Source organism: Kluyvera sp. CRP (genome assembly GCF_019930565.1).
In the GTDB taxonomy this organism is placed as follows: Bacteria; Pseudomonadota; Gammaproteobacteria; order Enterobacterales; family Enterobacteriaceae; genus Kluyvera; species Kluyvera georgiana_A.
Map to the genome: position 1 here is coordinate 4607865 of NZ_CP082841.1, position 25149 is coordinate 4633013.

Here is a 25149-nt window from a genome sequence, read left to right on the forward strand (position 1 = left end):
CCGATAAGCGCAGCGCCATCGGGCAACCTCGCACAAATTGCCGGATGGCGGCGTTGCCTTATCCGGCCTACCAACAAAATCCCTTACTCTCGCGCTTTACGCACTCTTGCGGCATACACCGTCAGCGTTTGTTTCAACACGTCCAACGTTACTGGCTTCGACAGGCAGCTATCCATACCCGACTCCAGGCAACGCTGCTTCTCTTCTGCCAGCGCGTTTGCCGTCACGCCGACAACCGGTAGCGTCAGCCCCAGTTGGCGAATGCGCTGCGTCAGACGATAACCGTCCATATTCGGCATGTTCACGTCGCTCAGCACAATATCGATATGGTTCTTACTCAGCACGTTCAGCGCGTCAACGCCATCGTTGGCGGTCTTGCACTGATAACCTAACGATCCCAGCTGATCGGCCAACAGACGACGGTTAATCGGATGATCGTCGACCACCAGGATCATCATATCGTCGTTGCTGTCCTCCGGAGCTTCCGGCGTCGATTGCAGTTCTTCCACGCCGCCCGTCGCCACCTTAACCCGATAAATGCGCCCCAGCAGGCTCATCAATTCATGTGGCGAAACGATGCTGTGCACCCATTGTCCCGGCGCGAACTCCTGGGGAATGCCGATATGTCGACGGCAGAAGACTACTGCCGCTCTGCCTGCCCACGGCTGTGAGAGCTCATCATCGGTGATTAACACATCATCCGGCGCTGGCGTTTCTCCGTCATAAATCCGCACGTCCATGCCGTGGAAAGCGAGCAGCGACTGAATAAAATCAGCCAGCGAAGCGTTACGCACCGCCAGCCAGCAGCGAATCTTCGCCAGACCGTCAATCTCCAGCGGCGTGGCGTCCTGCTCGCCGTACAGCGGAATACGCAGCGTAAACTGGCTGCCCATACCTGGTTCGGTATCGACGGCAATATCGCCGTCCATCATATTGACCAGCTTTTCACAAATTGCCAGCCCCAGCCCGGTTCCCTGGAAATTACGCTGCACGCCCGTTCCCACCTGGAAGAACGGGTCAAACAACCGCACCACCTCTTTGGCCGGGATCCCAACACCGGTATCGCGGATACTGATGCTCAGATAGTACCCTTCCCGCTTGAGATGCAGCACGATGCAGCCGATATCGGTGAACTTAATGGCGTTGCTCAGCAGGTTGGAAATCACCTGCTGAAGGCGCATTGGGTCGCCCATCAGCTTCGTCGGCACATCCGGCTCGATAAAGCAGTACATTCCCAGCTGTTTTCTGACCACCAGCGGCAGATAGTTGGCGGTGATGTGGTTCATCACCTCCTTCGGTGAGAATTCGCGCGGCTCAATTTTTAGCTGCTCGGACTCAATTTTCGAGAAGTCGAGAATATCGCTGATGATTTTCAGCAGCAGCCCGGAAGAGTTATTCATCGCCGTCACCAGGCGGTCAACGCCCTTCGGCAGCTCTTTGGTCTGTAACAGGTCCAGGTTACCGATAATCCCGTACAGCGGCGTACGCAGCTCATGGCTGACGGTGGCCAGGAACATCGATTTCGACTGGCTGGCCTGTTCAGCCGCCTGCGCCATCTCCTGTAGCGACTCTTCCATTTTGACGCGGGAACTGACGTCCACCAGCACGCAAATCGCCACGTTTTCGTTGCGATAGCGCGAATGCACGAAGCTGATTTGCAGGTTGGTGTTGTTGCTGGTCAGCACATCGACGAAGTTAACCTGCTGGCCGCAGATTATCTGCGTCAGCCGCTGGCGGTCTTCGTGGGTCAGCATGTTGAGATAATTGTGCGCCAGCTCGTTACTCAGGATATTGGTTCCGTCCTGGGTACGCAGAATACAGATCCCTACCGGCGCCGAAGCGACGATTTTACGGTTGAACTGCTCGTGCTCTTCCAGACGTAATGCGTCAGATTCAGCCGGTAAGAAAATTCGCCGCTCGTACATCCGCGCCATGGTAAACAGCGCGATACCGGTGAGCAGGTTCAACAGCAGTGCATTAAGCACCAGAATACGAATACGCTCCAGGACCGCGTCCAGCGGTACTGAATAGACAATGCTCAATGACGAAGGCGCCAGCGTTTTCTTCAGCACCAGCTCACGATATCCGGCGGTGTAGCCAAACCACAGCCGTTCCTGCATCCCGCGCGTGCTGATACGCAGACGTGTATCCGGCCCGGCCAGCGAGATCAGCGTATTGCCATTATCATCAAGAATCGACACGCCCATGGGCATACTGCCCGGAGTAAAGAAGTTTTCGGCGCGGATGGTTTGCTCCACGCCCAGCAGTGCCTGCAGGCGGTTAGCCAGATAAACCGGCGTCAACGCGTAGAAGTAACCAACGCTATGGCGCGGCCCCTGTCCGACCCAGAACAGATTGCCGCCGCGGTCGTCCTGCGGCGCATTACGGTAGTCCATAATGCGCTGGTGCAGCTCTTTCAGCGCTTCGGTACGCTCAACCGGCATTTCGCGCAGGCCAAAGTTGGCCATACAGAGATTGTCGCTGCCGATCAGAAAGACACGATTAAGGTCATAAGCCGCCGAGAAATTTTCACGCCAGTAGCGCAGGAACCAGGCCAGCGACTCCAGCGGCCCACGCCAGGTGGTATCGAGCGCGCCGCAGTCGGAGTCAGAGAATAGCGGCTCAAAATCCGGCACGTCAGAACTGTCTTTTGAGGAAATGGCGGGCAACACGCCGTTGGCGGCGGTTAAGCGGTTTTCCGCAATGTACTTCAGCTCCTTTATCACATCGGAGGTTCGCTGGAAGTAGCGCTGCGCCTGATCGGAATTGAGGTTAAATTCCTGGCGAATTTCAGACTCTTTCTGATGCAGAGCATTCACAATATAGAACACCGACACCAGCGCGATAAGCAGCCAGAGCAGCAGCGCCAAAGCCCGGAACAGGTAGCGTGAGACTTTCAGCGTTGTGCGAAAGGAGACAAGATATTTCAAGTTGACGAAACTCCGCCGTCAATGGCAAACAGGATGTGGTTAAGGTAGCGGTAAAAGACTTTTACCGCAATGTTAATGAAAAAAGGGCCGGTTTTCACCAGCCCTTTCGCAACGTCGTATCACGATTACTCGTCTGCGTCGTCCGCAACGTCGTCATCGCTGTCGGTTTCCGGCGCGATTTCATCATCGCCTTCCGCCACGCTACCGTCGATAGCGTCCAGCTCTTCGTCGTCAACCGGCTCGGCCACGCGCTGCAGACCCACCACGTTTTCATCTTCCGCCGTACGGATGAGGATCACGCCCTGGGTGTTACGCCCTACCACGCTAACTTCCGATACGCGAGTACGCACCAGGGTGCCCGCATCGGTAATCATCATGATCTGGTCGCAGTCGTCAACCTGTACCGCGCCCACGACGGAGCCGTTACGCTCGGTCACTTTGATAGAGATAACGCCCTGCGTCGCACGCGACTTGGTCGGATACTCTTCAGCAGCGGTACGTTTACCGTAGCCGTTCTGGGTCACGGTCAGGATGGCGCCTTCGCCGCGCGGAATAATCAGCGACACAACGCTGTCTTTTTCCGCCAGCTTAATACCGCGTACGCCGGTCGCGGTACGACCCATCGCACGCACGGCATCTTCTTTAAAGCGCACCACTTTACCTGCGGCGGAGAACAGCATGACTTCATCGGTTCCGGAAGTCAGGTCAACGCCAATCAGCTCGTCGCCTTCGTTCAGGTTCACCGCGATAATACCGGCAGAACGCGGACGGCTGAACTCGGTCAGCGCCGTTTTCTTCACGGTACCGCTGGCGGTCGCCATAAAGACGTTCACGCCCTCTTCGTACTCGCGAACCGGCAGGATAGCGGTGATACGTTCGTTCGCTTCCAGCGGCAACAGGTTGACGATCGGACGGCCACGTGCGCCGCGGCTCGCTTCCGGCAGCTGATAGACCTTCATCCAGTACAGACGTCCACGGCTGGAGAAGCAGAGGATCGTATCGTGGGTGTTGGCCACCAGCAGGCGGTCGATAAAGTCTTCTTCTTTAATACGGGCTGCTGACTTGCCTTTACCGCCACGACGCTGAGCTTCGTAATCGGTAAGCGGCTGATACTTGACGTAACCCTGGTGAGACAGCGTCACGACAACATCTTCCTGGCTGATCAGATCTTCGATATTAATATCGGCGCTGTTGGCGGTGATTTCGGTACGACGTTCGTCACCGAACTGTTCGCGAACCAGCTCCAGCTCTTCGCGGATCACTTCCATCAGACGCTCGGCGCTGCCCAGAATGTGCAGCAGTTCAGCGATCTGTTCCAGCAGCTCTTTGTATTCGTCGAGCAGTTTTTCATGCTCAAGGCCGGTCAGTTTCTGCAGACGCAGATCCAGAATCGCCTGTGCCTGCTGTTCGGTCAGGTAGTATTTACCGTCGCGTACGCCAAACTCAGGTTCCAGCCATTCCGGACGCGCAGCGTCGTCGCCCGCACGTTCCAGCATCGCGGAAACGTTGCCCAGATCCCACGCCTGTGCCACCAGGCCCGCTTTCGCTTCGGCCGGCGTTGGCGCGCGACGGATCAGTTCAATGATCGGGTCGATGTTCGCCAGCGCAACCGCCAGCGCTTCAAGGATGTGCGCGCGGTCGCGTGCTTTACGCAGTTCGAAAATGGTACGGCGAGTCACCACTTCACGACGGTGACGCACGAACGCGGCGATAATATCTTTCAGGTTCATGATCTTCGGCTGACCATGGTGCAGCGCAACCATGTTGATACCGAAGGAGACCTGCAGCTGAGTCTGGGAGTAGAGGTTGTTCAGCACCACTTCCCCGACCGCGTCACGCTTCACTTCAATCACGATGCGCATACCGTCTTTATCAGACTCGTCACGCAGCGCGCTGATGCCTTCAACGCGTTTATCTTTTACCAGCTCGGCGATTTTCTCGATCAGGCGCGCTTTGTTCACCTGATACGGAATTTCGTGCACGATGATGGTTTCACGACCGTTTTTCGGGTCAACTTCCACTTCCGCGCGCGCGCGGATGTAAACTTTGCCACGACCGGTGCGATAGGCCTCTTCAATTCCGCGACGGCCATTAATAATGGCGGCAGTCGGGAAATCCGGACCCGGGATGTGTTCCATCAGGCCTTCGATAGTGATGTCTTCATTATCGACATAGGCCAGACAGCCGTTGATCACTTCCGTCAGGTTGTGCGGCGGAATGTTGGTCGCCATACCTACGGCGATACCGGACGAACCGTTAACCAGCAGGTTAGGAATTTTGGTCGGCATGACGTCCGGAATTTTTTCCGTGCCGTCATAGTTGTCCACGAAATCCACCGTCTCTTTTTCGAGATCGGCCATCAGTTCGTGAGCAATTTTCGCCAGACGGATTTCCGTATAACGCATTGCCGCGGCGGAGTCGCCGTCGATTGAACCGAAGTTCCCCTGGCCATCCACCAGCATGTAGCGCAGCGAGAACGGCTGGGCCATACGAACGATGGTGTCATATACCGCGGAGTCGCCGTGCGGGTGGTATTTACCGATCACGTCACCAACGACACGGGCTGATTTTTTGTAGGCTTTGTTCCAGTCATTGCCCAATACGTTCATGGCGTAAAGTACGCGACGGTGTACCGGCTTCAGGCCATCTCGGACATCCGGCAGCGCACGGCCAACAATGACCGACATCGCATAATCCAGATAAGAGTTCTTAAGCTCTTCCTCAATGTTGACCGGTGTAATTTCTCTCGCAAGGTCGCTCATCTAACCGCTATCCCTCTACTGTATTCCCGGATTCAAAGGTCGCAAATTATAACACATTAGCGTAAAGACAGGTAAACCCATTAGCACCTGCCAGACGCTTTATTCGCGCGTCGGTGCTGATATACTCGCAGACAATAATGAAATAAGGAGCAGGAACACCCATGAATGCCGAAAAAGCTGCGGTAGCGCATAACGTTGACCACGAAGAGATCGCCAAATTCGAGGCCGTCGCGTCACGCTGGTGGGATCTGGAAGGCGAATTTAAGCCTTTGCACCGCATTAACCCGCTGCGTCTGGGCTATATCGCCGAACGTTCTGGCGGCCTGTTCGGTAAAAAGGTGCTTGATGTTGGCTGCGGCGGCGGCATTCTGGCCGAAAGCATGGCGCGTGAAGGCGCGACGGTCACCGGGTTAGATATGGGCTTTGAGCCGCTGCAGGTCGCGAAACTGCACTCACTGGAAACCGGCATTCCCGTCGAGTACGTCCAGGAGACGGTTGAAGAGCACGCTGCAAAGCATGCCGGTCAGTATGATGTGGTGACCTGCATGGAGATGCTCGAACACGTGCCGGACCCGCAGTCGGTGGTGAAAGCCTGCGCGCAGCTGGTAAAACCCGGCGGCCAGGTGTTCTTCTCTACTCTTAACCGTAACGGCAAGTCCTGGCTGATGGCGGTCGTCGGCGCGGAATACATTCTGCGCATGGTGCCGAAGGGGACGCACGATGTGAAGAAATTCATCAAGCCCGCCGAACTGCTGAGCTGGGTTGACCAGACCGTGCTGAAAGAGCGCCATATGATTGGCCTGCACTATAACCCGATAACCAACCGCTTCAAGCTGGCGCCGGGCGTTGACGTTAACTATATGCTGCACACCACGGCAAAAGCCGAATAAGCAGCCAACACGCTCTGTAGGCCGGATAAGACGCGTCAGCGTCGCCATCCGGCAATGATTCCGACAGCAATGCCTGATGGCGCTTCGCTTATCAGGCCTACCAATCATGAGTATTGTCACCACGACGAAATTGCGCTGCATCATTTGCGCAATTTCCCCCTTCGCCGAAGAAATCAGCACTCGATCAAATTTTCATTTTTTTTTGCATATTATTGACATCCCCGCCAGCCCTTATGCGCCGTGGACTTAGCCTTTTTTACGCTTTATCAACCTCAATTTAACGCCAAAATCAACCCTTGTACTCAAAAGAATCCAGACTAGAATACTCACCATATAGCGTTCAATTAATCAACGAACCCCTACATGTAGTATTTATCCACAGGTTTTACGACTACCGGAATTGTGGATAAATCGGGGGATATTTTCCTTTTCACGGACAGGTAAAAATCACATGAATCAGAGTCTGCTGGTGACGAAGCGTGACGGCCGCACAGAGCGCATTAACCTCGACAAAATTCATCGCGTGCTGGATTGGGCGGCGGAAGGGCTGCATAACGTGTCGATCTCTCAGGTCGAACTGCGTTCGCACATCCAGTTCTACGACGGAATTAAAACGTCTGACATTCATGAAACGATTATTAAGGCCGCTGCTGACCTGATCTCTCGCGAAGCGCCGGACTACCAGTACCTGGCCGCGCGTCTGGCGGTGTTCCACCTGCGTAAAAAAGCCTACGGCCAGTTCGAGCCGCCGGCGCTGTTTGACCACGTGAAAAACATGGTTGACCTGGGTAAATACGACAATCATCTGCTGGAAGACTATACGGAAGAAGAGTTCAAGCAGATGGACTCGTTTATCGTTCACGACCGTGACATGACCTTCTCCTACGCTGCCGTTAAGCAGCTGGAAGGCAAATATCTGGTCCAGAACCGCGTCACCGGCGAAATCTACGAGAGCGCGCAGTTCCTCTATATTCTGGTGGCGGCATGCCTGTTCTCCAACTACCCGCGTGAAACCCGTCTGAGCTACGTGAAGCGCTTCTACGATGCGGTTTCCACGTTCAAAATCTCGCTGCCGACGCCGATTATGTCCGGCGTGCGTACCCCAACCCGTCAGTTCAGCTCCTGCGTACTGATCGAGTGCGGCGACAGCCTGGACTCCATCAACGCCACCTCCAGCGCGATTGTGAAATACGTTTCCCAGCGTGCCGGTATCGGTATCAACGCTGGCCGCATTCGTGCGCTGGGTAGCCCGATTCGCGGCGGTGAAGCCTTCCACACCGGCTGCATCCCGTTCTACAAGCACTTCCAGACCGCGGTGAAATCCTGTTCGCAGGGCGGCGTGCGCGGCGGCGCGGCAACCCTCTTCTACCCAATGTGGCATCTGGAAGTGGAAAGCCTGCTGGTGCTGAAAAACAACCGCGGCGTTGAAGGTAACCGCGTGCGTCACATGGACTACGGCGTACAGATCAACAAGCTGATGTACACCCGTCTGCTGAAAGGCGGCGACATCACCCTGTTCAGCCCGTCCGACGTCCCGGGGCTGTACGATGCGTTCTTCGCCGACCAGGACGAATTTGAGCGTCTGTACGTGAAATACGAAAACGACGACAGCATCCGTAAACAGCGCGTGAAAGCGGTCGACCTGTTCTCGCTGATGATGCAGGAACGTGCCTCTACTGGCCGTATCTACATTCAGAACGTTGACCACTGCAACACCCATAGCCCGTTTGACCCGGCCGTTGCGCCAGTGCGCCAGTCTAACCTGTGCCTGGAAATCGCCCTGCCGACCAAACCGCTGGACGACGTTAACGACGAAAACGGCGAAATCGCCCTGTGTACGCTGTCGGCGTTCAACCTGGGCGCCATCGGCAGCCTTGCTGAACTGGAAGAGCTGGCCGTGCTGGCCGTGCGTGCGCTCGATGCCCTGCTGGATTACCAGGACTACCCGATTAAAGCCGCACAGCGCGGTGCGATGGGTCGTCGTACGCTGGGTATCGGCGTTATCAACTTCGCCTACTGGCTGGCCAAAAACGGTAAGCGCTACTCCGACGGCAGCGCCAACAACCTGACCCACCAGACTTTCGAAGCCATTCAGTACTACCTGCTGAAGGCCTCTAACGAGCTGGCGAAAGAGCAAGGCGCGTGCCCGTGGTTCAACGAAACCACCTATGCCCAGGGTATCCTGCCGATCGACACCTACAAGAAAGACCTGGATGCGATTACCAACGAGCCGCTGCACCTGGACTGGGAAGCGCTGCGTGAGTCCATCAAGACCCACGGCCTGCGTAACTCCACGCTCTCCGCGCTGATGCCGTCCGAGACCTCTTCGCAGATCTCCAACGCCACCAACGGCATTGAGCCGCCGCGCGGCTACGTGAGCATCAAAGCATCGAAAGACGGTATTCTGCGTCAGGTTGTGCCGGACTACGAACACCTGGGCAACGCCTACGAGCTGCTGTGGGAAATGCCGAACAACGATGGCTATCTGCAGCTGGTCGGCATTATGCAGAAGTTTATCGACCAGGCGATTTCCGCCAACACCAACTACGACCCGACGCGCTTCCCGTCAGGCAAAGTACCGATGCAGCAGCTGCTTAAAGACCTGCTGACCGCCTATAAATTTGGCGTGAAGACTCTGTACTATCAAAACACCCGCGACGGTGCGGAAGATGCGCAGGACGATCTGGTGCCGTCCATTCAGGACGATGGCTGCGAAAGCGGCGCCTGTAAGATCTAATAACGATTGCCGGGCAGCGCTACGCTGACCCGGCCTTGCTTTCCGTACCAACCAAAACCCTTTTCGGTGTACGGATTTATTTGCGATGATATTGTAAGCAGGTAAGTAAACGCCATCCGGCATTACTCTCCAGACAGGATTGACATCAATGGCATACACCACTTTTTCACAGACGAAAAACGATCAGCTCAAAGAGCCGATGTTCTTTGGCCAGCCGGTCAACGTGGCACGCTACGACCAGCAGAAATACGACATCTTCGAAAAGCTGATTGAAAAACAGCTCTCCTTCTTCTGGCGTCCGGAAGAAGTTGACGTGTCCCGCGACCGCATTGACTATCAGGCGCTGCCGGAACACGAAAAGCACATTTTCATCAGCAACCTGAAGTATCAGACCCTGCTGGACTCCATTCAGGGCCGTAGCCCGAACGTAGCGCTGCTGCCGCTGATCTCGATTCCTGAGCTGGAAACCTGGGTGGAAACGTGGGCGTTCTCCGAAACGATCCACTCGCGCTCCTACACCCACATCATCCGCAACATCGTCAACGATCCGGCGATTGTGTTTGATGACATCGTCACCAACGAACAGATTCAGAAACGTGCCGAAGGCATCTCCAGCTATTACGACGACCTGATCGAAATGACCAGCTACTGGCATCTGCTGGGCGAAGGCACCCACACCGTTAACGGAAAAACCGTGACCGTGAACCTGCGCGAGCTGAAGAAAAAGCTGTATATCTGCCTGATGAGCGTCAACGCGCTGGAAGCCATTCGCTTCTACGTCAGCTTTGCCTGCTCCTTCGCCTTCGCCGAGCGCGAGCTGATGGAAGGCAACGCCAAAATCATTCGTCTGATCGCCCGCGACGAAGCGCTGCACCTGACCGGCACTCAGCACATGCTGAACCTGCTGCGCAGCGGCGCGGATGACCCGGAAATGGCGGAGATTGCCGAAGAGTGCAAGCAAGAGTGCTACGACCTGTTCGTGCAGGCCGCCCAGCAGGAAAAAGAGTGGGCGGATTATCTGTTCCGCGACGGCTCAATGATTGGCCTGAACAAAGACATCCTGTGCCAGTACGTTGAGTACATCACCAATATCCGCATGCAGGCAGTCGGTCTGGATCTGCCGTTCCAGACGCGCTCCAACCCGATTCCATGGATCAACACCTGGCTGGTGTCTGATAACGTGCAGGTCGCGCCGCAGGAAGTGGAAGTCAGCTCTTACCTGGTTGGGCAGATTGACTCGGAAGTCGATACTGACGATCTCAGCAACTTCCAGCTTTGATATGAGCCGCGTTTTTCTGCGCATCACTGGCACACGGTTGCTGTGCCAGGATGAACACCCGTCCCTGCTGGCGGCGCTGGAGTCTCACAATGTTGAGGTGGAGTACCAGTGTCGCGAAGGCTACTGCGGCTCCTGCCGCACGCGGCTGGTCTCCGGTCAGGTTGACTGGTTGACCGAACCGCTGGCCTTTATTCAGCCGGATGAAATTTTGCCCTGCTGCTGCAGGGCAAAAGGTGATATCGAAATTGAGATGTAACGGTTAGTGCACTTCGTGTGCGCTAACTAACGGCATCGCGCCACGGCGTTTCATCTGCGCGATATACAGCGCGCCCGCCAGTACCACCAGCACCGCGCCGACCAGGTAAATCGCCCGGTAGCCGACCCCTTCCACCATCAGCCCCATCACGAACGCGCCGATCGCCAGCCCGGCATCCATCGCGTTAAAGAACAGCGAGTTCGCCACGCCAATTTTATGCGGTTCAACCGAGCTGATAATCTGCGTCTGGAAGATGGGCGTTACCGAGCCGTAACCGATGCCAATCAGCGCGCCAGCGAGAATCATCGACACGCTGCCGTGGGTATAGCCCAGTACCACCAGGCCGACGGTGAAGGCCAACAGGCAAGGATAGACCACATACTTCGGCCCTTTGCGGTCGCAAACGTTGCCGGTAAAGGCGCGGCAGATCATCAGGAACACCGCGTAACACAGCAGGAAGTTGCTGGCGGCGGCCATCAGGTCCAGCTCACGGGCATACAGCGCCAGGAAGGCCGAGACGCCAGCGTAGGAGAAGGTCATAAAGAAGGTGACCATGGCAAACGGCATCGCGGCTTTATCAAACATGGCGGAGAAGCCGAGCTTCGGCTGCGAACCGTCCGCATGACGAATCACCGGCGGTACACGGACAATCAATGACAACACAATACCAATCGCCGCCACCGCCGTACACATCCAGAACGCCTGGCTGAATGCGCTATGGCGCGCCATGTTCAGGCCAATCCACGGCCCCACGACCATCGCCAGCCCCATCGCTAAAGAGAAAAAGCTGATGCCCTCCCCACGTCGGGAGGCGGGTATCAACCGCGCGGAGATGGTCCCTTTTACCGTCGTAATAATCCCGAAGGTTATTCCGTGCAGCACGCGAATAAACAGCAGCGCTTCAATAGAATGGCAAAATGGATACAGCGCGGTGACAACCAAAAACGCCAGAGAGGAAAGCATCAGAATCGTTTTGTTCGAATATTTCCCCACCCACTGCCCGGCAAAAGGTCGCACAACAATCGCAGCGGCGAGGAAGCACGTGACCAACAGGCCGGCCTTATCGGCGGTGGCGTGTAGGGTATCGGCAATATAAATAGGGAGTAACGTCAGGAGGACATAAAACACGAAGAAAATAATAAAGCTAATAATCGTGATGGCCCAAAAATCTTTAGTCCATAATTTTTCTTTCATTGATTGGCAACCTTGTCCCTACGGCGCGCAGTAATACATTCACCTTGAATATATAAATTCAATAATGCATCACAAATAAAAATAATCGCGTGCGTAATTTTGTGATTAAGTCCGTTGAAAAATAATAGGCATCATTGTTTAATTAGTAAAATTAATCATTTTAATAAGTTTAATTAGAGATAACTAATGACACTCACGCAAATCAACGCGCTGCTGACGGTGCTGGAGTGCGGCGGATTCACCGAGGCCGGTAAACGTCTGTTTATGACGCAATCGGCAGTCAGCCAGGCCATCTCCGCGCTGGAAGAGGAGTTAGGTGTCGCTATTATGCTACGCGAGCGGCGTAAAGCGATTTGCCTGACGCCCGCGGGCGAGCGTATCGTCGCTCACCTGCACCGCTTAATGAGCGAAGTTCACGCGGTGAAAGAAATTGCCGAACAGGAAAAAAAGACCCCGCAGCGCCTGCTACGGATTGGCTGCTTCCCGAGTATTTGCGCCAGCGTGCTGCCCGCCGTGGTGCGCTATTTTGAACAGCATCATCCGAATATTAAAATTGTTCCTCATGAAGCCAACAGCGCGGAAATTATTGAGGCAATTCGCAATAATGATATCGACGCGGGTTTTGTGCATATTCCGGTCGAAGGTATGTTTGTCACGCCGATATATAAAGACCGTTTTACCGTCGTGGTCCCCGAGAATCACCCTTTTGCGGCGCAAAAGCAGGTCTCGCTCAGCGCACTGCGCGACGAACCGCTTATCGTCAGTAAAGGGCGTTACGAAATGAGCATCATGGCGCTGTTTGCGGGCATGAATATGACGCCGCAAATCAAATACGAGTTTAACCACCCCAGCACCGCAATGAGCTTTATCCACCAGGGGCTGGGCATCGCGCTTCTGCCGGAACTGACGCTCAAAACGCTGGCGCAGCCGCTGCATTTCGTGCCGCTGGAGCCCGCGTTCTATCGCCAGATTTCACTGATCGCCCGCGAACCGCCGGTCGAAGGGAGTCCGTTGCAACGGCTGCTCGCATGCTTGCACCAGTTAGCCCACGACGGAAGCCTTTAAGAAAGTCGATATATGCCGCAAAACGCGCAGTAATGCTTTCGATAAATGCTCGAATATGTTCGATATCAAACAATTTATATTGGTGATGTGACTTAATGTGCTTAAAACGAACATTGAGGACACATAATGGACAGCGCCTCTGCACGTGATTTTGACGTCATTATTATCGGTGGCGGCGCCACTGGCGCCGGTATCGCCCGCGACTGCGCCCTGCGCGGCCTGAAGGCTGCGCTGGTTGAACGCTTTGATATCGCCACGGGGGCAACCGGGCGTAACCATGGCCTGCTGCACAGCGGCGCGCGCTATGCGGTCACCGACAGCGAATCGGCGCGCGAGTGTATCAGTGAAAACCAGATCCTGCGCCGTATTGCTCGCCACTGCATTGAGCCAACCAGCGGCCTGTTTATCACCCTGCCGGAAGATGACCTCCAGTACCAACACACCTTTATCAACGCCTGCCGCGCCGCAGGCATTGAGGCCGAAGCCATCGACCCTGCTCAGGCCAGAAGAATGGAACCGTCGGTCAACCCCGCGTTAGTCGGCGCGGTACGCGTGCCGGACGGTACAGTAGACCCCTTCCGCCTGACCGCCGCCAATATGCTCGACGCGCGCGAACACGACGCCACTATTCTGACCGCTCATGAAGTGATGGGCCTTATCCGCCACGGCGATCGCATACAGGGCGTGACGCTGCTGAATCACCATAGCGGTGAAATGTGCGAACTGCATGCGCCGGTGGTGGTTAACGCCGCCGGTATCTGGGGCCAGCGCATCGCGGAATATGCCGATTTACGCATCCGCATGTTCCCGGCCAAAGGATCGCTGCTGATCTTCGAAAGCCGGATGAACCAGCACGTGATCAACCGCTGTCGCCCGCCGGCCGACGCCGATATTCTGGTGCCTGGCGATACCATTTCGCTGATTGGCACTACGTCGACACACATTGATTATGCCGATATCGATCGCTGCCGCGTCACGCCTGACGAGGTGGACATCCTGCTGCGTGAAGGGGAAAAACTGGCCCCGCGCATGGCCAGTACGCGTATTTTGCGCGCCTACTGCGGCGTGCGCCCGCTGGTTGCCAGCGACGACGATCCCAGCGGACGCAACGTCAGCCGCGGTATTGTGCTGCTGGACCACGCCGAGCGCGATGGTCTGGAAGGGTTTATCACTATTACCGGCGGCAAACTGATGACCTATCGCCTGATGGCGGAATGGGCCACCGATGCCGTCTGCCGCAAGCTGAATCATCATCGCCCCTGCGTCACCGCCGACACGCCGCTGCCCGGTTCGCAGGAGTCTACGGAAAAAACCTTGCAGCGCATGATTTCGCTGCCCGCGCCGCTGCGCGGCTCGGCGGTTTATCGCCACGGCGATCGCACCCCGGAGTGGCTTGGCAACAGCCGCCTGTACCGCAGCGTGGTGTGTGAATGCGAAGCGGTGACCGCGGGTGAGGTGCAGTACGCGGTGGAAAATCTGGCGGTCAATAATCTGCTGGATTTGCGCCGTCGTACGCGGGTCGGCATGGGGACCTGCCAGGGGGAACTCTGCGCATGTCGGGCGAGCGGCTTGCTGCATCGCTATAACGTTACCACCGCTGCGCAGTCGCTGGAGCAGCTGTCCGATTTTCTCAACGAACGCTGGAAAGGCGTGCAGCCTATCGCCTGGGGCGATGCGCTACGTGAAAGCGAGCTAACCCGCTGGGTGTATCAGGGGCTGTGTGGTTTAGACAAGGAGTCCAGTCATGAAATTTGATAGCGTGATTATCGGCGGTGGGCTGGCCGGGCTGCTGTGCGGAATACGTCTACAGCAGGCAGGGCTTCGCTGTGCAATCGTCACGCGCGGCCAGAGCGCGCTGCATTTTTCGTCCGGATCGCTGGACTTGCTCAGCGCGCTGCCCGACGGCCAACGGGTCGACGAGCCGACGCCAGGGCTGGCCTTACTGGCCGCCCAGTCGCCACAGCATCCTTATTCCAAACTGGGCAGCGATAATGTGCTGCACTATGCGCAGCAAACGCAGACGCTGCTGAGCGATTGCGGTATCAAAATGCAGGGTCACGCAGCGCAGCCACACCAGCGCGTCACGCCGCTCGGCACGCTACGCCCCGCCTGGCTCAGCCCGGCTGAAGTGCCAGTTGCGCCGCTGGCGACAGGTTCACTTCGCGTGGTCGGTATCAGCGGCTTTCTGGATTTCCAGCCGCATCTGGCGGCCGAATCCCTGCAACAACAGGGGCTGGCGGCCGAAACCGCTGAAATCGATCTGCCGGAACTGGACGTATTGCGCGACAACCCTACCGAGTTTCGCGCCGCCAGTATTGCCCGCGTGCTCGATGAAAAAGCGCTCTGGCATCCCCTGTATGAAGCATTACTGCCGCTGTGTGCTGGGCAAGACGCGCTGCTCATGCCCGCCGTCTTTGGTTTGCGCGATACCGCACTGTTTGACTGGCTCAACGCCAGCCTGCCCTGCGCATTATTTCTGTTGCCTACGCTGCCGCCCTCGGTGCCTGGTATGCGTCTGCACGCCGCGCTTCAGCGGCGGTTTATCGCTCTCGGCGGTACCTGGATGGCAGGCGACGAGGTGGTACGCGTCAGCCAGGTCGAGGGGGAAATTCAGGCTATCTGGACGCGTAATCACGGCGATATACCGCTGCGCCCGCGCTTTGCCGTACTGGCCAGCGGTAGCTTTTTCAGCAACGGCTTAACCGCCGAACGCGATGGGATTCGCGAGTCAGTGCTGGGGCTGGATATTATGCAGCCCGCGCCGCGCGCGGCCTGGTATCGCGACGATTTCTTTGATCCGCAGCCATGGCAACAGTCTGGTGTCATCGTCGATAACGCCTTGCGCCCCGCATTGCACGGGAAAACCGTGTTGAACCTGTTCGCCATTGGTTCAGTATTAGGCGGCTACGATCCGATTGCCCAAGGCTGCGGCGGCGGCGTTTGTGCCGCGACCGCCCTGCATGCCGCCAAACAGATCATCGGCCTGGCGGGAGGTGAAGCATGAACCAGCAAAGTTTTGAAAACTGCATCAAATGTACCGTGTGCACCACCGTCTGCCCGGTGAGCCGCGTCAACCCGCGCTATCCGGGGCCAAAACAGGCGGGGCCAGATGGCGAACGCCTGCGGCGTAAAGACAGCGCGCTGTACGATGAAGCGCTCAAGTACTGCATCAACTGCAAGCGCTGCGAAGTGGCCTGCCCTTCCGATGTGAAAATCGGCGATATTATCCAGCGCGCGCGCGCCGACTATAGCCAACAAAAACCCGGCCTGCGCGATGCGATTCTCAGCCATACCGACCTGATGGGTACGCTTTCCACGCCGTTTGCGCCCATCGTCAACGCCACCACCGGCCTGAAGCCGGTACGCCAGCTGCTGGACATCGCGCTGAAAATCGACCATCGCCGCAGCCTGCCAAAATACTCCTTCGGCAGCTTCCGTCGCCGCTATCAGCGGATCGCCGCGCAGCAAGCGCAATATGCTGAACAGGTGGCGTTCTTTCACGGCTGTTACGTGAACTACAACCACCCGCAGTTGGGGTTCGATCTGATTGGCGTGCTTAACGCGATGGGCATCGGCGTGCAGTTGCTCAGCAAAGAGAAGTGCTGCGGCGTGCCGCTGATTGCTAACGGCTTCTTTGATAAAGCGCGGCGTCAGGCGCAAACCAACGTCGCTTCGCTGCGAGAAGCCATCGAGACAAACCATCTGCCGGTGCTGGCAACCTCATCCACCTGCACGTTTACGCTACGCGATGAGTATCCGCATCTGCTGGAAGTTGATAATCACGGCCTGCGCGACAGCATTGAGCTGGCCACGCGCTGGCTGTGGCGCAAGCTGGACGACGGCGCGAAGCTGCCGCTCAAACCATTACCGCTGAAGGTGGTGTATCACGCACCGTGTCATATGGAGAAGATGGGCTGGTCGCTGTATACGCTGGAACTGCTGCGGCAAATTCCGGGGCTGGAGCTTCAGGTGCTCGAATCGCAATGCTGCGGTATTGCCGGAACCTATGGTTTCAAAAGCGAGAACTACCCGACATCGCAGGCGATAGGCGCGCCGCTGTTTGCCCAAATTGAGGCCAGCGGCGCGGATCTGGTGATCACCGATTGCGAGACCTGTAAATGGCAGATTGAGATGTCCACCAGCAAGCGATGCGAGCATCCGATTACACTGCTGGCCCGGGCGTTGGCCCGATAAGCTGCGCCCCAACGGTCCCCTCGCCCCTTTGGGGAGAGGGTTAGGGTGAGGGGAAATGGGCGGATTGGTTAACGCATGATTACCCTCACCCCGGCCCTCTCCCTGAAAGGGAGAGGGGGAAAACAACGCGCCATCGGGCGCTTACAGCACCAGCGAATCAACCACGTTAATCCAGCCATGTTCGCTGGCCACCGGTTTGCCGTGGAGCCAGCGACGCAGCATGTTCAGCGCCATCATGGCGCACACTTCCTGGCGTATCGCCAGGCCATGACGCGTATTGCTGAACTTCACCTGTAGCGCGTGAGTGCCTTCCGGCGTCGAGAGTGCAAAGTTAATGTGCTCGCTCTCCAGCCCGCTCACCGCCAGGGCCAGCCCGGCAAAATGATTCACCCGCCGCTCGGCGGCCCAACGTGCGGTTTGCGCCAGCGTCTCATCCTGCGGCGGCACCACTTCACTCGCCAGCAGCGGCGCACCGGCGCGAGAAAGCTGGAGCGCGATAAGCCCGCTGGTAAACTGCTCGCTTAGCGTCAGGCTTAGCTGTTTTTCTTTCAGCACGCGGGCCAGCTGTGCAGGCAGCCCCTCAGTACCTTCAAAAATCAGGCTTTCCCCGGCCACTTTCTGCACCTCTGGCCATAGCGCCAGCATCGCCTCGCGATGTTCCGACGGCCCGGTCAGCTTCAGTTCAATAATCGGCATGGAAGAACGGTAGCCCATGGTCACGCCCGGCGGCAGATCGAGATGCTGCAGGCTCTGGGCGAGATCGCTTTCCGAGCGGCCAAACGTGGTTAAGCGCAGGCAAACCGGCGGCTCGCCAACCGGATAACGCTGACGAATGCGCGGCAAAATTTCATGTTCCACCATCACCTTAAATTCAGACGGCACGCCCGGTGTGAAGAACATCAGACAACGGTTGAGCTTAACGGCAAAACCGCAGGCGGTGCCAACCGGATTATCAATCAACTCGGCGCTGGCGGGAATCTCAGCCTGCTTGCGATTGCTCGGCGCCATGACGCGGCCACGCTCGCTGAAGAAGCGCTCCATAAACGCCAGCCACTCCTCGTGCAGAATCAGCGACTCACCCTTCGCGGTGGCGGCCGCCAGAGCGCTGAGGTCATCGCTGGTCGGCCCCAGGCCGCCATTGACGATGAGGATGTCAGCCTGCGTGCTACGCTCGCGCAGAATCGCCACTAAATCGTCCAGGTTATCCCCCACGGTATTGCGGCGGGACAACGGAATACCCTGCTGGAAACAAAAATCGGCAAGCCAGGCTGCGTTTGTATCGACGATCTGCCCCGATAAGACTTCGTCACCGGTGGACAGCATCTCTACCGTTATCATCACTTTCTCCAATAAAAAGAGGACGATTAACTATAACGCAAGCGAAGGATTTAAGAAGAGAAAACTGGCGCAGCGGACGCTGCGCCGGAGAAAATCAGAATGATGCGCTGACGCCAACGTACGGGCCATCGGCCACCGCGTTGTCGCGGTTGCCGTCTTTACCCGCCAGGTTCAGGTAACGATAGCCCGCTTCAATGCTGATTGGACGCATAAGGGTGAAACGCGCGCCCGCATTGGCTTCAGTGTAGCTGTCGATGCCGCTGGACAGGGAATCCGGAGAGTAGTAGTACTCGCCGAACAGACGCAGGCTGTCGCCAATTTTCCACTGCAGGCCGCCGCCAACCGCTGCCGCATAGCCTTCGTCGCCATCGTTCGGGTTCGTGTAGATACCTTTACCACCAACGGTCGCCAGGAACGGACCCAGCGGGATATTCAGCCCAAGGCCCAGACCCGCGACGTCGCCGTCGTCGTCGTTGTGCGTCCAGTTACCGGTTAATGCCAGGCCCGACGTTTCGGTGCCCAGACCAAAGCCCAGGTTGGTATAATCTTTACCGGCCTGACCGTTAAAACTGATCGCACTCGCTGACGCAGAGACAAACATCAGCCCCGCCAGACTCAATAACACGCTCTTTTTCATCTTATTCCTTTCACGCAAAGCGAAAATAAACCCCATAACCCGCTGAATTGTACTGCGATACACGGCGGATTCAATGTACGAAACGGACAATAATCGCCGGGATTGTAACGAATTACTTCCCATCCATCCGCAACAATGATGTTTATTATTCACAAAATAGCTGCAATTTATTATTGATCAGGATAACTGTGTGGCAACCCAGAGGGTCAGCTGATGTCGTGAGACTTTTATGCCGCCGCTTGTCATCGCTTCGGGCAAGCGCAGCCAACGGCAAGGCTGCTGGAAACCGGCCAGTTTATCTTTTGCCCAGGCGGCCAACTGCGGTAAATCCAGCGCAGGTTCGCCCTCCACCACCGCCACCGGGCGCTGACCAAATTCAGCGTCATCCACCGGGACAACAAACACCTGATTCACCAAAGGGTGCTGGACGATAACCCGCTCGACCTCTTCCGGCTGAATACCTTCGCCGCCGCTGAAAAACAGGTTATCCAGGCGGCCAATCACCCGCAGCCGACCGTCATGCAGCTCGCCGCGATCGCGGGTGGCAAACCAGCCTTCGGCGTTGACTAACGGCGCTAAACGCCCATCGCGCCAGTAGCCTGCCGCCATGCTGCTGGCCCGCAACCAAATTTCGCCGTCCACCAGGCGCAACTCCCGGCCCGGCAGCGGTGCGCCCACATCGTCCCCACCGTTGGCCTCGCGGGCGCAAACGGTAGAGGCAAATTCGGTCAGACCGTAGCCGCAAAAGGTGCGAATCCCTCGGGCTGCCGCCTGTTCGGTCAGTTCGGCAGGAATGGCCGCACCGCCCAACAATACCGCCTTCAGGGACAGCGGTTGATTGTCATTCAGCAGTCGCCACAGCTGCGTCGGCACCAACGAGGCATGGGTGCAATGCGCCAGCGCCTCGGCTAATGGACGTTCGCTGACCGCCATCTGCGCGCCCGCCAGCAGCCATCGCCAGAAGATGCCCTGCCCGGAAACATGAAACAGCGGCAGCGACAGCAGCCAACCGTCATTTTCGCCGAACGGTATCAGGCTCAATACCCCTTCCGCGCTCGCCAGGTGCGCCGCACAGCGGTGTACGGCGGCCTTCGGTAACCCTGTCGAACCGGAGGTCAACGTCATTGATGCCAGACGATCCGCCTGCCACTCCACCTCGCGATACTCCTCCGCCTCTTGCAGGCTGAGCGCCGGGAGACCGTAATGCGCTTGCGCATCAAAATTCAGGATGTGGCTAAGGGTGAGCGCCGGCAGTAGCTCGCCAACCAGCGATGCAGGCAGGCGTGGGTTGAGCGGTAAAATCCGCGCGCCGCACTGGAGCAGCGCCAGCCAGGCCAACACGGCGTCCGCGCTGTTACGCGCGCACAGCGCCACGCCATCCTCAGCTTTGACGCCCTGCGTCTGAAACCCCGCGGCGAGCCGATCAATACGCTGGCACAGCGTTGGCCAGTTCAGGCTTTCATTATCAAAACGCAGCGCTATCTTCCCGTCGCGTCGCGCGCGCCAGTGTCGCCATGGCCAGGTTGTGAAAGTCACAGTAACGGCTCCATATCCTCAATCGCGCCGCACGGCAGCGGGCTTTCCGGCCAACAGCGAATCAGCTGCGTCTGCATCAGATTCAGCGTGTCGAGGCCCGGCATGGTCTGCGGCGTCAGCCAGGCGGCAATGCGCGCCAGTTGGGTCAGCCCAAGGCTGGATTCGAGAGAAGAGCTGATGACCGCCGTCAGGCCAAGGGCATGCGCCGCGTCGACCTGTTCTTTCACCCGCGCCAGGCTGCCGGTCAGCGTCGGCTTAATGACCACCGCCCGCACGCCCGGTTCAGCCGCAAAGCGAAAATCCGCTTCCCGCAGGCTTTCGTCCCAGGCAATCGCGATGCCGGTTTCCCGGGCAAAGGCGCGCGAGTCGTCACGGGTTTTACAGGGTTCTTCGAGGAAGGCAATCCGGGAACGGTTATGCGGATTAACGTATTTGGCGAACTGCTGGGCTTTCAACGGCGTCCAGGCGCGGTTGGCGTCAAGGCGCAGCGTCAGCTCAGGCACCGCTTCCAGCAGCAGGTTGACCACCATGCCGTCGCGTACCGCTTCGTACAGGCCCACTTTCACCTTCGCCACTTTCTCACCGGGCATCTCAGCAAGCTTCAGCACCAGATCGTCAGGATCGCCGGTACACAGCGGCGCCGCGCGATAGTCTGCCGCCAACGGTAGCGCATCGTTGACTTCCGCCAGCGCGCAGCTGATGCCAAACGCCACGGAAGGCACGTCGGGCAACGGCGCGTCACTGCCCTGCCGCCAGGCGTCGGCCCAGGCCAGCAGCGCAGACTGCGCCTCGTCCAACGTTTCGCGGCTAAAGCCCGGCAGTGGGGAGATTTCTCCCCAGCCGTCCCGTTCGCCATCACGCAGGTAGATGAATAACCCGTCGCGGGTTTTCAGCCGCCGATCGCGCAGCACCACACCCGCGTCCATTGGAATCTGCCAGCGATAAACCTGCGCGCTACGCATTACGGGTTCCGTTTGAATTTGCTGAAGTCTGGCTGACGCTTCTGGTTGAAGGCGTTGCGGCCTTCCTGACCTTCTTCCGTCATGTAGAACAGCATGGTGGCGTTCCCCGCCAGCTCCTGCAGACCGGCCTGGCCGTCGCAGTCAGCGTTCAATGCCGCTTTCAGGCAGCGCAGCGCCATCGGGCTGTTTTGCAGCATTTCGCGGCACCAGCGCACGGTCTCTTTTTCCAGATCCGCCAGCGGAACCACGGTGTTCACCAGGCCCATATCCAGCGCCGCTTTGGCATCGTACTGACGGCACAGGAACCAGATTTCACGCGCTTTTTTCTGACCCACGATGCGCGCCATGTAAGACGCGCCCCAGCCGCCGTCGAAGGAGCCCACTTTCGGGCCGGTCTGGCCGAAGATGGCGTTTTCCGCCGCAATGGTCAGGTCGCACATCATGTGCAGCACGTGGCCGCCGCCGATGGAGTAGCCAGCCACCATCGCCACCACCGGTTTCGGGCAGGTGCGAATCTGACGCTGGAAGTCGAGAACGTTCAGGTGATGTACGCCGCTGTCGTCCTGGTAGCCGCCGTAGTCACCGCGTACTTTCTGGTCGCCGCCGGCGCAGAAGGCTTTATCACCTTCGCCGGTTAAAATGATCACGCCGACATTGTCGTCATAGCGCGCGTCCGCCAGCGCCTGGATCATTTCTTTGACCGTCAGCGGACGAAACGCGTTGCGTACCTGCGGGCGATTGATGGTGATTTTAGCGATGCCGTCAGCCGATTTTTCATAACGAATGTCGGTAAAGCCTTCGGAACAGTCGTGCCACTCGGCAGGGGCGTACAGCATAGCTTCATCAGGATAAATCATAGCGATTCCTATAAGTTAGCAGGCAAAATCTGCGCCAGACACGCGACGACGCCTGCGGGATTTTCCCGGTGCGCGTTGTGTCCGGCATCACGAATAATATGGCAAGGCAGCGCCAGCGTTTCGGCAATCGCCTGAAACTTGCGGTCGTGCTCGCCACAGAGATACCAGAAAGGGAAAGTACGGGCTTGCAGCGCCGGACGCAGATCGTCCTGCACCGCGAGAGAGGTGGCCAGCAGCATCGCCGCCAGCCCAACGCCGTGGTTCTGCTGGCGTAGCGCCACCAGCGCATCGCGCTGTTCGGCGGTCAGGCTGGCGAACACCGGCTGCTGATACCAGTCGGCAAAGACCTCAGCCAGCGGCTGCTGGGCAAAACGCTGCGCCCACTGTCGGTCGTTGCGCCAGCGCTGCGCGCGTTCGGCGTCGTTCATCAGGCCGGGATGACCGCCTTCGACGATAACGCCTGCCAGGCCGTCTGCCCGCGAGCCACAGGCGTAGTGCATCGCCACCCGGCCGCCCAGCGAGTACCCCACCAGCCAGTAATTAAGTATGTTGTAACTAAGCAACGTCGCCGTGAGCAACGCATCCACGTCGGCGAAGCCGTCTACCTGCACGTTCGCCGAGCTACCATGGCCGGGGAGATCGATATACAGCCGGTTGGCGCGCGTAAAGCGTTCGCCCACCGGCCGCCATTCCCGATGGTCGCCGGAAAAACCGTGCAGGAACACCAGCCACGGCTGCGTTGGGTCGCCCCGCTCGGCGACGGCGTGGAGAATCATAGATGACTCACCTGCGCCAGCAGTTGTTGCAGCGTTTGCGCGCCGTCGGTGTCGTTAACCACCAGTTCAATCACCGTGGTTGCCGGCGCACGCCAGGCGGCACCGAGCGCGGACTCCAGCGCCGCCCAGTCCTGCGGCTGATGGTAGTTCAGGCCAAACATTTTCGCCGCATGTTCAAAGTGCACGTTCTGCGGCATGGCGTAGAAACGCTCGCGCTCTTCTACCGGCGTCGGCAGCAGCGAAAATATCTGCCCGCCGTTATTGTTGACCACAATCAGCACCAGCGGCGCGGAGACCTGACGCAGCAGCGCCAGCGCGTTAAGGTCGTAGAGCGCCGAAAGATCGCCGACGATTGCCAGCGTTGGCCGTGCGCTGCCGCGCTGCACCCCTGCCGCCGTCGAAATCAGCCCGTCAATCCCGCTGGCGCCACGATTGCTGTAGACCGGGTAGCCCGCAGGCAGCTGGCCTAAAGCGTCAATCAGGCGCACCACGAGACTGTTGCCGACAAATAGCTGCCCTTGATCCGGCAGATAGTGGCGAATACGGTGCGCCAGCTGCGCTTCGCCGAAACGCTCGCTCTGGGCAGCCACCGCCTGCCAGGCCTGCGCGGAGAGCGCCGGAATAACCGTGGCCCACGGCGCGCGTTTTTCAGCAGGATGCTTCTCCAGCCACTGCTCGATATTGCTGACCAGTCGACGCCCGCGATGGTGTGCCGGGTCCAGACGGCCGGGGAGCGAGTCTACCAGCCAGTATTCGTCCGGCTCGCAGGCAAGCTGCCATTGCAGCACCCGTTTGCCGGTCAGGCTGCTGCCGATTTGCACCACAATCTGCGCCTGTTGCAGCTCGCTGACCGCCGCCGGATTACCCAGCCACAGATCGGCGCAGGGCAGCGGTTGCCCGGTTTGCGACAGCACGTCGCCAATCAGCGGCCAGCCCAGCGTTTTGGCCCATTCGGCGACGCGTTTGCCCTCTTCCGCGCTCATGCGCCCCGCCACCACTACGCCGCGTTTCTGCCGCCAGAAGAACCAGTCGCGCTGGACCGCGCTCTCCTGATGCAGCGCTTCGCGCAGCCAGGGTTTATCTCCCTGCCACCAGTCGCCCAGCGCCTGCTGCCAGGCCAGCCCGGTGTCATCCATATCGCCGTACAGCGGTTCCGCGAACGGGCAATTAATGTGGACGCCGCCAGAATGCAGCGCTCCCAGCGCATCATCCACCACCGATACCAGCCAGCGAGCTGGAATATCCTGGCTCGGACGCGGTAGCGATACGGTCTGCGAAGGGTGCGAAGCAAACATTCCCGGCTGGCGAATCGCCTGATTCGCGCCGCAGTCAATCAGCTCCGGCGGACGGTCGGCGGTGAGGAGAATAATTTTTTCACCGGTCAGCCCGGCTTCAATCAGCGCAGGATAGAGATTCGCCACCGCGGTACCGGAGGTGACGATAACGGCCACCGGCTGGCGGCTCACTTTCGCCAGGCCCAGCGCCAGATGACCAAGGCCGCGTTCATCAAAATGGGTATGATGAATAAAGGCGCGGTTTTCCGCCGCCGCAAGAGTGAGCGGCGTTGAACGCGACCCGGGGGCAATGCAAACGTGGCGCACGCCATGACGGGTTAAAGCTTCCAGAATCACCGCCGCCCAGCGTCGGTTAAATGCGCTTACTGACATGAATTTGTCCGGTATCAAATATTGCGACTCAGTATAAAGACTACGACAGCGTAGGATTTTGATATGAGT

At 58.1% G+C, this 25149-nt stretch carries 18 protein-coding genes; 8 read left to right on the forward strand and 10 right to left on the reverse strand.

Going from position 1 to position 25149, the window contains the following annotated elements; translation table 11 throughout:
• Window positions 1-83: 83 nt before the first annotated feature.
• Window positions 84-2930, reverse strand: a complete 2847-nt coding sequence (gene rcsC / locus K7B04_RS21860; protein WP_223803020.1) for a two-component system sensor histidine kinase RcsC — start codon at window positions 2928-2930, stop codon at window positions 84-86.
• 125 nt (window positions 2931-3055) lie between these two features.
• Window positions 3056-5692, reverse strand: coding sequence for a DNA topoisomerase (ATP-hydrolyzing) subunit A (gene gyrA, locus K7B04_RS21865; protein ID WP_163449035.1), 2637 nt, complete (start codon window positions 5690-5692; stop codon window positions 3056-3058).
• A gap of 161 nt (window positions 5693-5853) precedes the next feature.
• Between gyrA and ubiG the strand changes: the two genes are divergently transcribed.
• The 4 genes from ubiG to yfaE all read left to right on the forward strand — a co-directional run bounded on the left by ubiG (window position 5854) and on the right by yfaE (window position 10854).
• Window positions 5854-6582, forward strand: a complete 729-nt coding sequence (gene ubiG, locus K7B04_RS21870; protein ID WP_167575378.1) for a bifunctional 2-polyprenyl-6-hydroxyphenol methylase/3-demethylubiquinol 3-O-methyltransferase UbiG — start codon at window positions 5854-5856, stop codon at window positions 6580-6582.
• A gap of 451 nt (window positions 6583-7033) precedes the next feature.
• A complete protein-coding gene (nrdA, locus tag K7B04_RS21875; protein WP_064543997.1) occupies window positions 7034-9319 on the forward strand; it encodes a class 1a ribonucleoside-diphosphate reductase subunit alpha in 2286 nt (761 codons plus the stop codon).
• 148 nt (window positions 9320-9467) lie between these two features.
• Complete coding sequence (gene nrdB / locus K7B04_RS21880) at window positions 9468-10598, forward strand: class Ia ribonucleoside-diphosphate reductase subunit beta (RefSeq protein WP_163449036.1); 1131 nt, start codon at window positions 9468-9470, stop codon at window positions 10596-10598.
• Window position 10599: 1 nt separating this feature from the next.
• The gene (yfaE, locus tag K7B04_RS21885; RefSeq protein ID WP_106924348.1) at window positions 10600-10854 is read left to right on the forward strand and encodes a class I ribonucleotide reductase maintenance protein YfaE; all 255 of its coding nucleotides are present in this window, start codon (window positions 10600-10602) and stop codon (window positions 10852-10854) included.
• A 3-nt stretch (window positions 10855-10857) separates the two neighbouring features.
• On the opposite strand, the gene K7B04_RS21890 is transcribed toward yfaE, so the two are convergent.
• The gene (locus K7B04_RS21890; RefSeq protein ID WP_167575377.1) at window positions 10858-12048 is read right to left on the reverse strand and encodes an MFS transporter; all 1191 of its coding nucleotides are present in this window, start codon (window positions 12046-12048) and stop codon (window positions 10858-10860) included.
• Window positions 12049-12234: 186 nt separating this feature from the next.
• On the opposite strand from K7B04_RS21890, the gene K7B04_RS21895 reads away from it, so the two are divergent.
• From K7B04_RS21895 to glpC, 4 genes are all read left to right on the forward strand, one after another.
• A complete protein-coding gene (locus K7B04_RS21895; RefSeq protein WP_223803021.1) occupies window positions 12235-13113 on the forward strand; it encodes a LysR family transcriptional regulator in 879 nt (292 codons plus the stop codon).
• A 126-nt stretch (window positions 13114-13239) separates the two neighbouring features.
• Complete coding sequence (gene glpA, locus K7B04_RS21900) at window positions 13240-14868, forward strand: anaerobic glycerol-3-phosphate dehydrogenase subunit A (RefSeq protein WP_163449039.1); 1629 nt, start codon at window positions 13240-13242, stop codon at window positions 14866-14868.
• On the forward strand, window positions 14858-16117 hold the full coding sequence (glpB, locus tag K7B04_RS21905) for a glycerol-3-phosphate dehydrogenase subunit GlpB (protein WP_223803022.1): 1260 nt from the start codon (window positions 14858-14860) through the stop codon (window positions 16115-16117). Before glpA ends, glpB begins: the two co-directional genes overlap by 11 nt.
• On the forward strand, window positions 16114-17307 hold the full coding sequence (glpC, locus tag K7B04_RS21910) for an anaerobic glycerol-3-phosphate dehydrogenase subunit GlpC (RefSeq protein WP_223803023.1): 1194 nt from the start codon (window positions 16114-16116) through the stop codon (window positions 17305-17307). Before glpB ends, glpC begins: the two co-directional genes overlap by 4 nt.
• A gap of 141 nt (window positions 17308-17448) precedes the next feature.
• On the opposite strand, the gene K7B04_RS21915 is transcribed toward glpC, so the two are convergent.
• From K7B04_RS21915 to menD, 7 genes are all read right to left on the reverse strand, one after another.
• Window positions 17449-18645: a nicotinamide mononucleotide deamidase-related protein YfaY gene (locus K7B04_RS21915; RefSeq protein WP_223803024.1), complete on the reverse strand. Its 1197-nt coding sequence runs from the start codon at window positions 18643-18645 to the stop codon at window positions 17449-17451.
• Between the two features lie 94 nt (window positions 18646-18739).
• Complete coding sequence (locus tag K7B04_RS21920; protein WP_163449043.1) at window positions 18740-19282, reverse strand: YfaZ family protein; 543 nt, start codon at window positions 19280-19282, stop codon at window positions 18740-18742.
• 177 nt (window positions 19283-19459) lie between these two features.
• Window positions 19460-20818, reverse strand: coding sequence for an o-succinylbenzoate--CoA ligase (menE, locus tag K7B04_RS21925; RefSeq protein ID WP_223803025.1), 1359 nt, complete (start codon window positions 20816-20818; stop codon window positions 19460-19462).
• Window positions 20815-21780 (reverse strand): o-succinylbenzoate synthase, encoded by a 966-nt coding sequence (gene menC, locus K7B04_RS21930; RefSeq protein ID WP_223803026.1) that lies wholly within the window; start codon window positions 21778-21780, stop codon window positions 20815-20817. The genes menE and menC overlap by 4 nt, the downstream gene beginning before the upstream one ends.
• On the reverse strand, window positions 21780-22637 hold the full coding sequence (menB, locus tag K7B04_RS21935) for a 1,4-dihydroxy-2-naphthoyl-CoA synthase (RefSeq protein ID WP_163449046.1): 858 nt from the start codon (window positions 22635-22637) through the stop codon (window positions 21780-21782). Before menB ends, menC begins: the two co-directional genes overlap by 1 nt.
• 8 nt (window positions 22638-22645) lie before the next feature.
• Complete coding sequence (gene menH / locus K7B04_RS21940; RefSeq protein WP_223803027.1) at window positions 22646-23413, reverse strand: 2-succinyl-6-hydroxy-2,4-cyclohexadiene-1-carboxylate synthase; 768 nt, start codon at window positions 23411-23413, stop codon at window positions 22646-22648.
• Window positions 23410-25080 (reverse strand): 2-succinyl-5-enolpyruvyl-6-hydroxy-3-cyclohexene-1-carboxylic-acid synthase, encoded by a 1671-nt coding sequence (menD, locus tag K7B04_RS21945; RefSeq protein WP_223803028.1) that lies wholly within the window; start codon window positions 25078-25080, stop codon window positions 23410-23412. The genes menH and menD overlap by 4 nt, the downstream gene beginning before the upstream one ends.
• Window positions 25081-25149 lie beyond the last annotated feature (69 nt).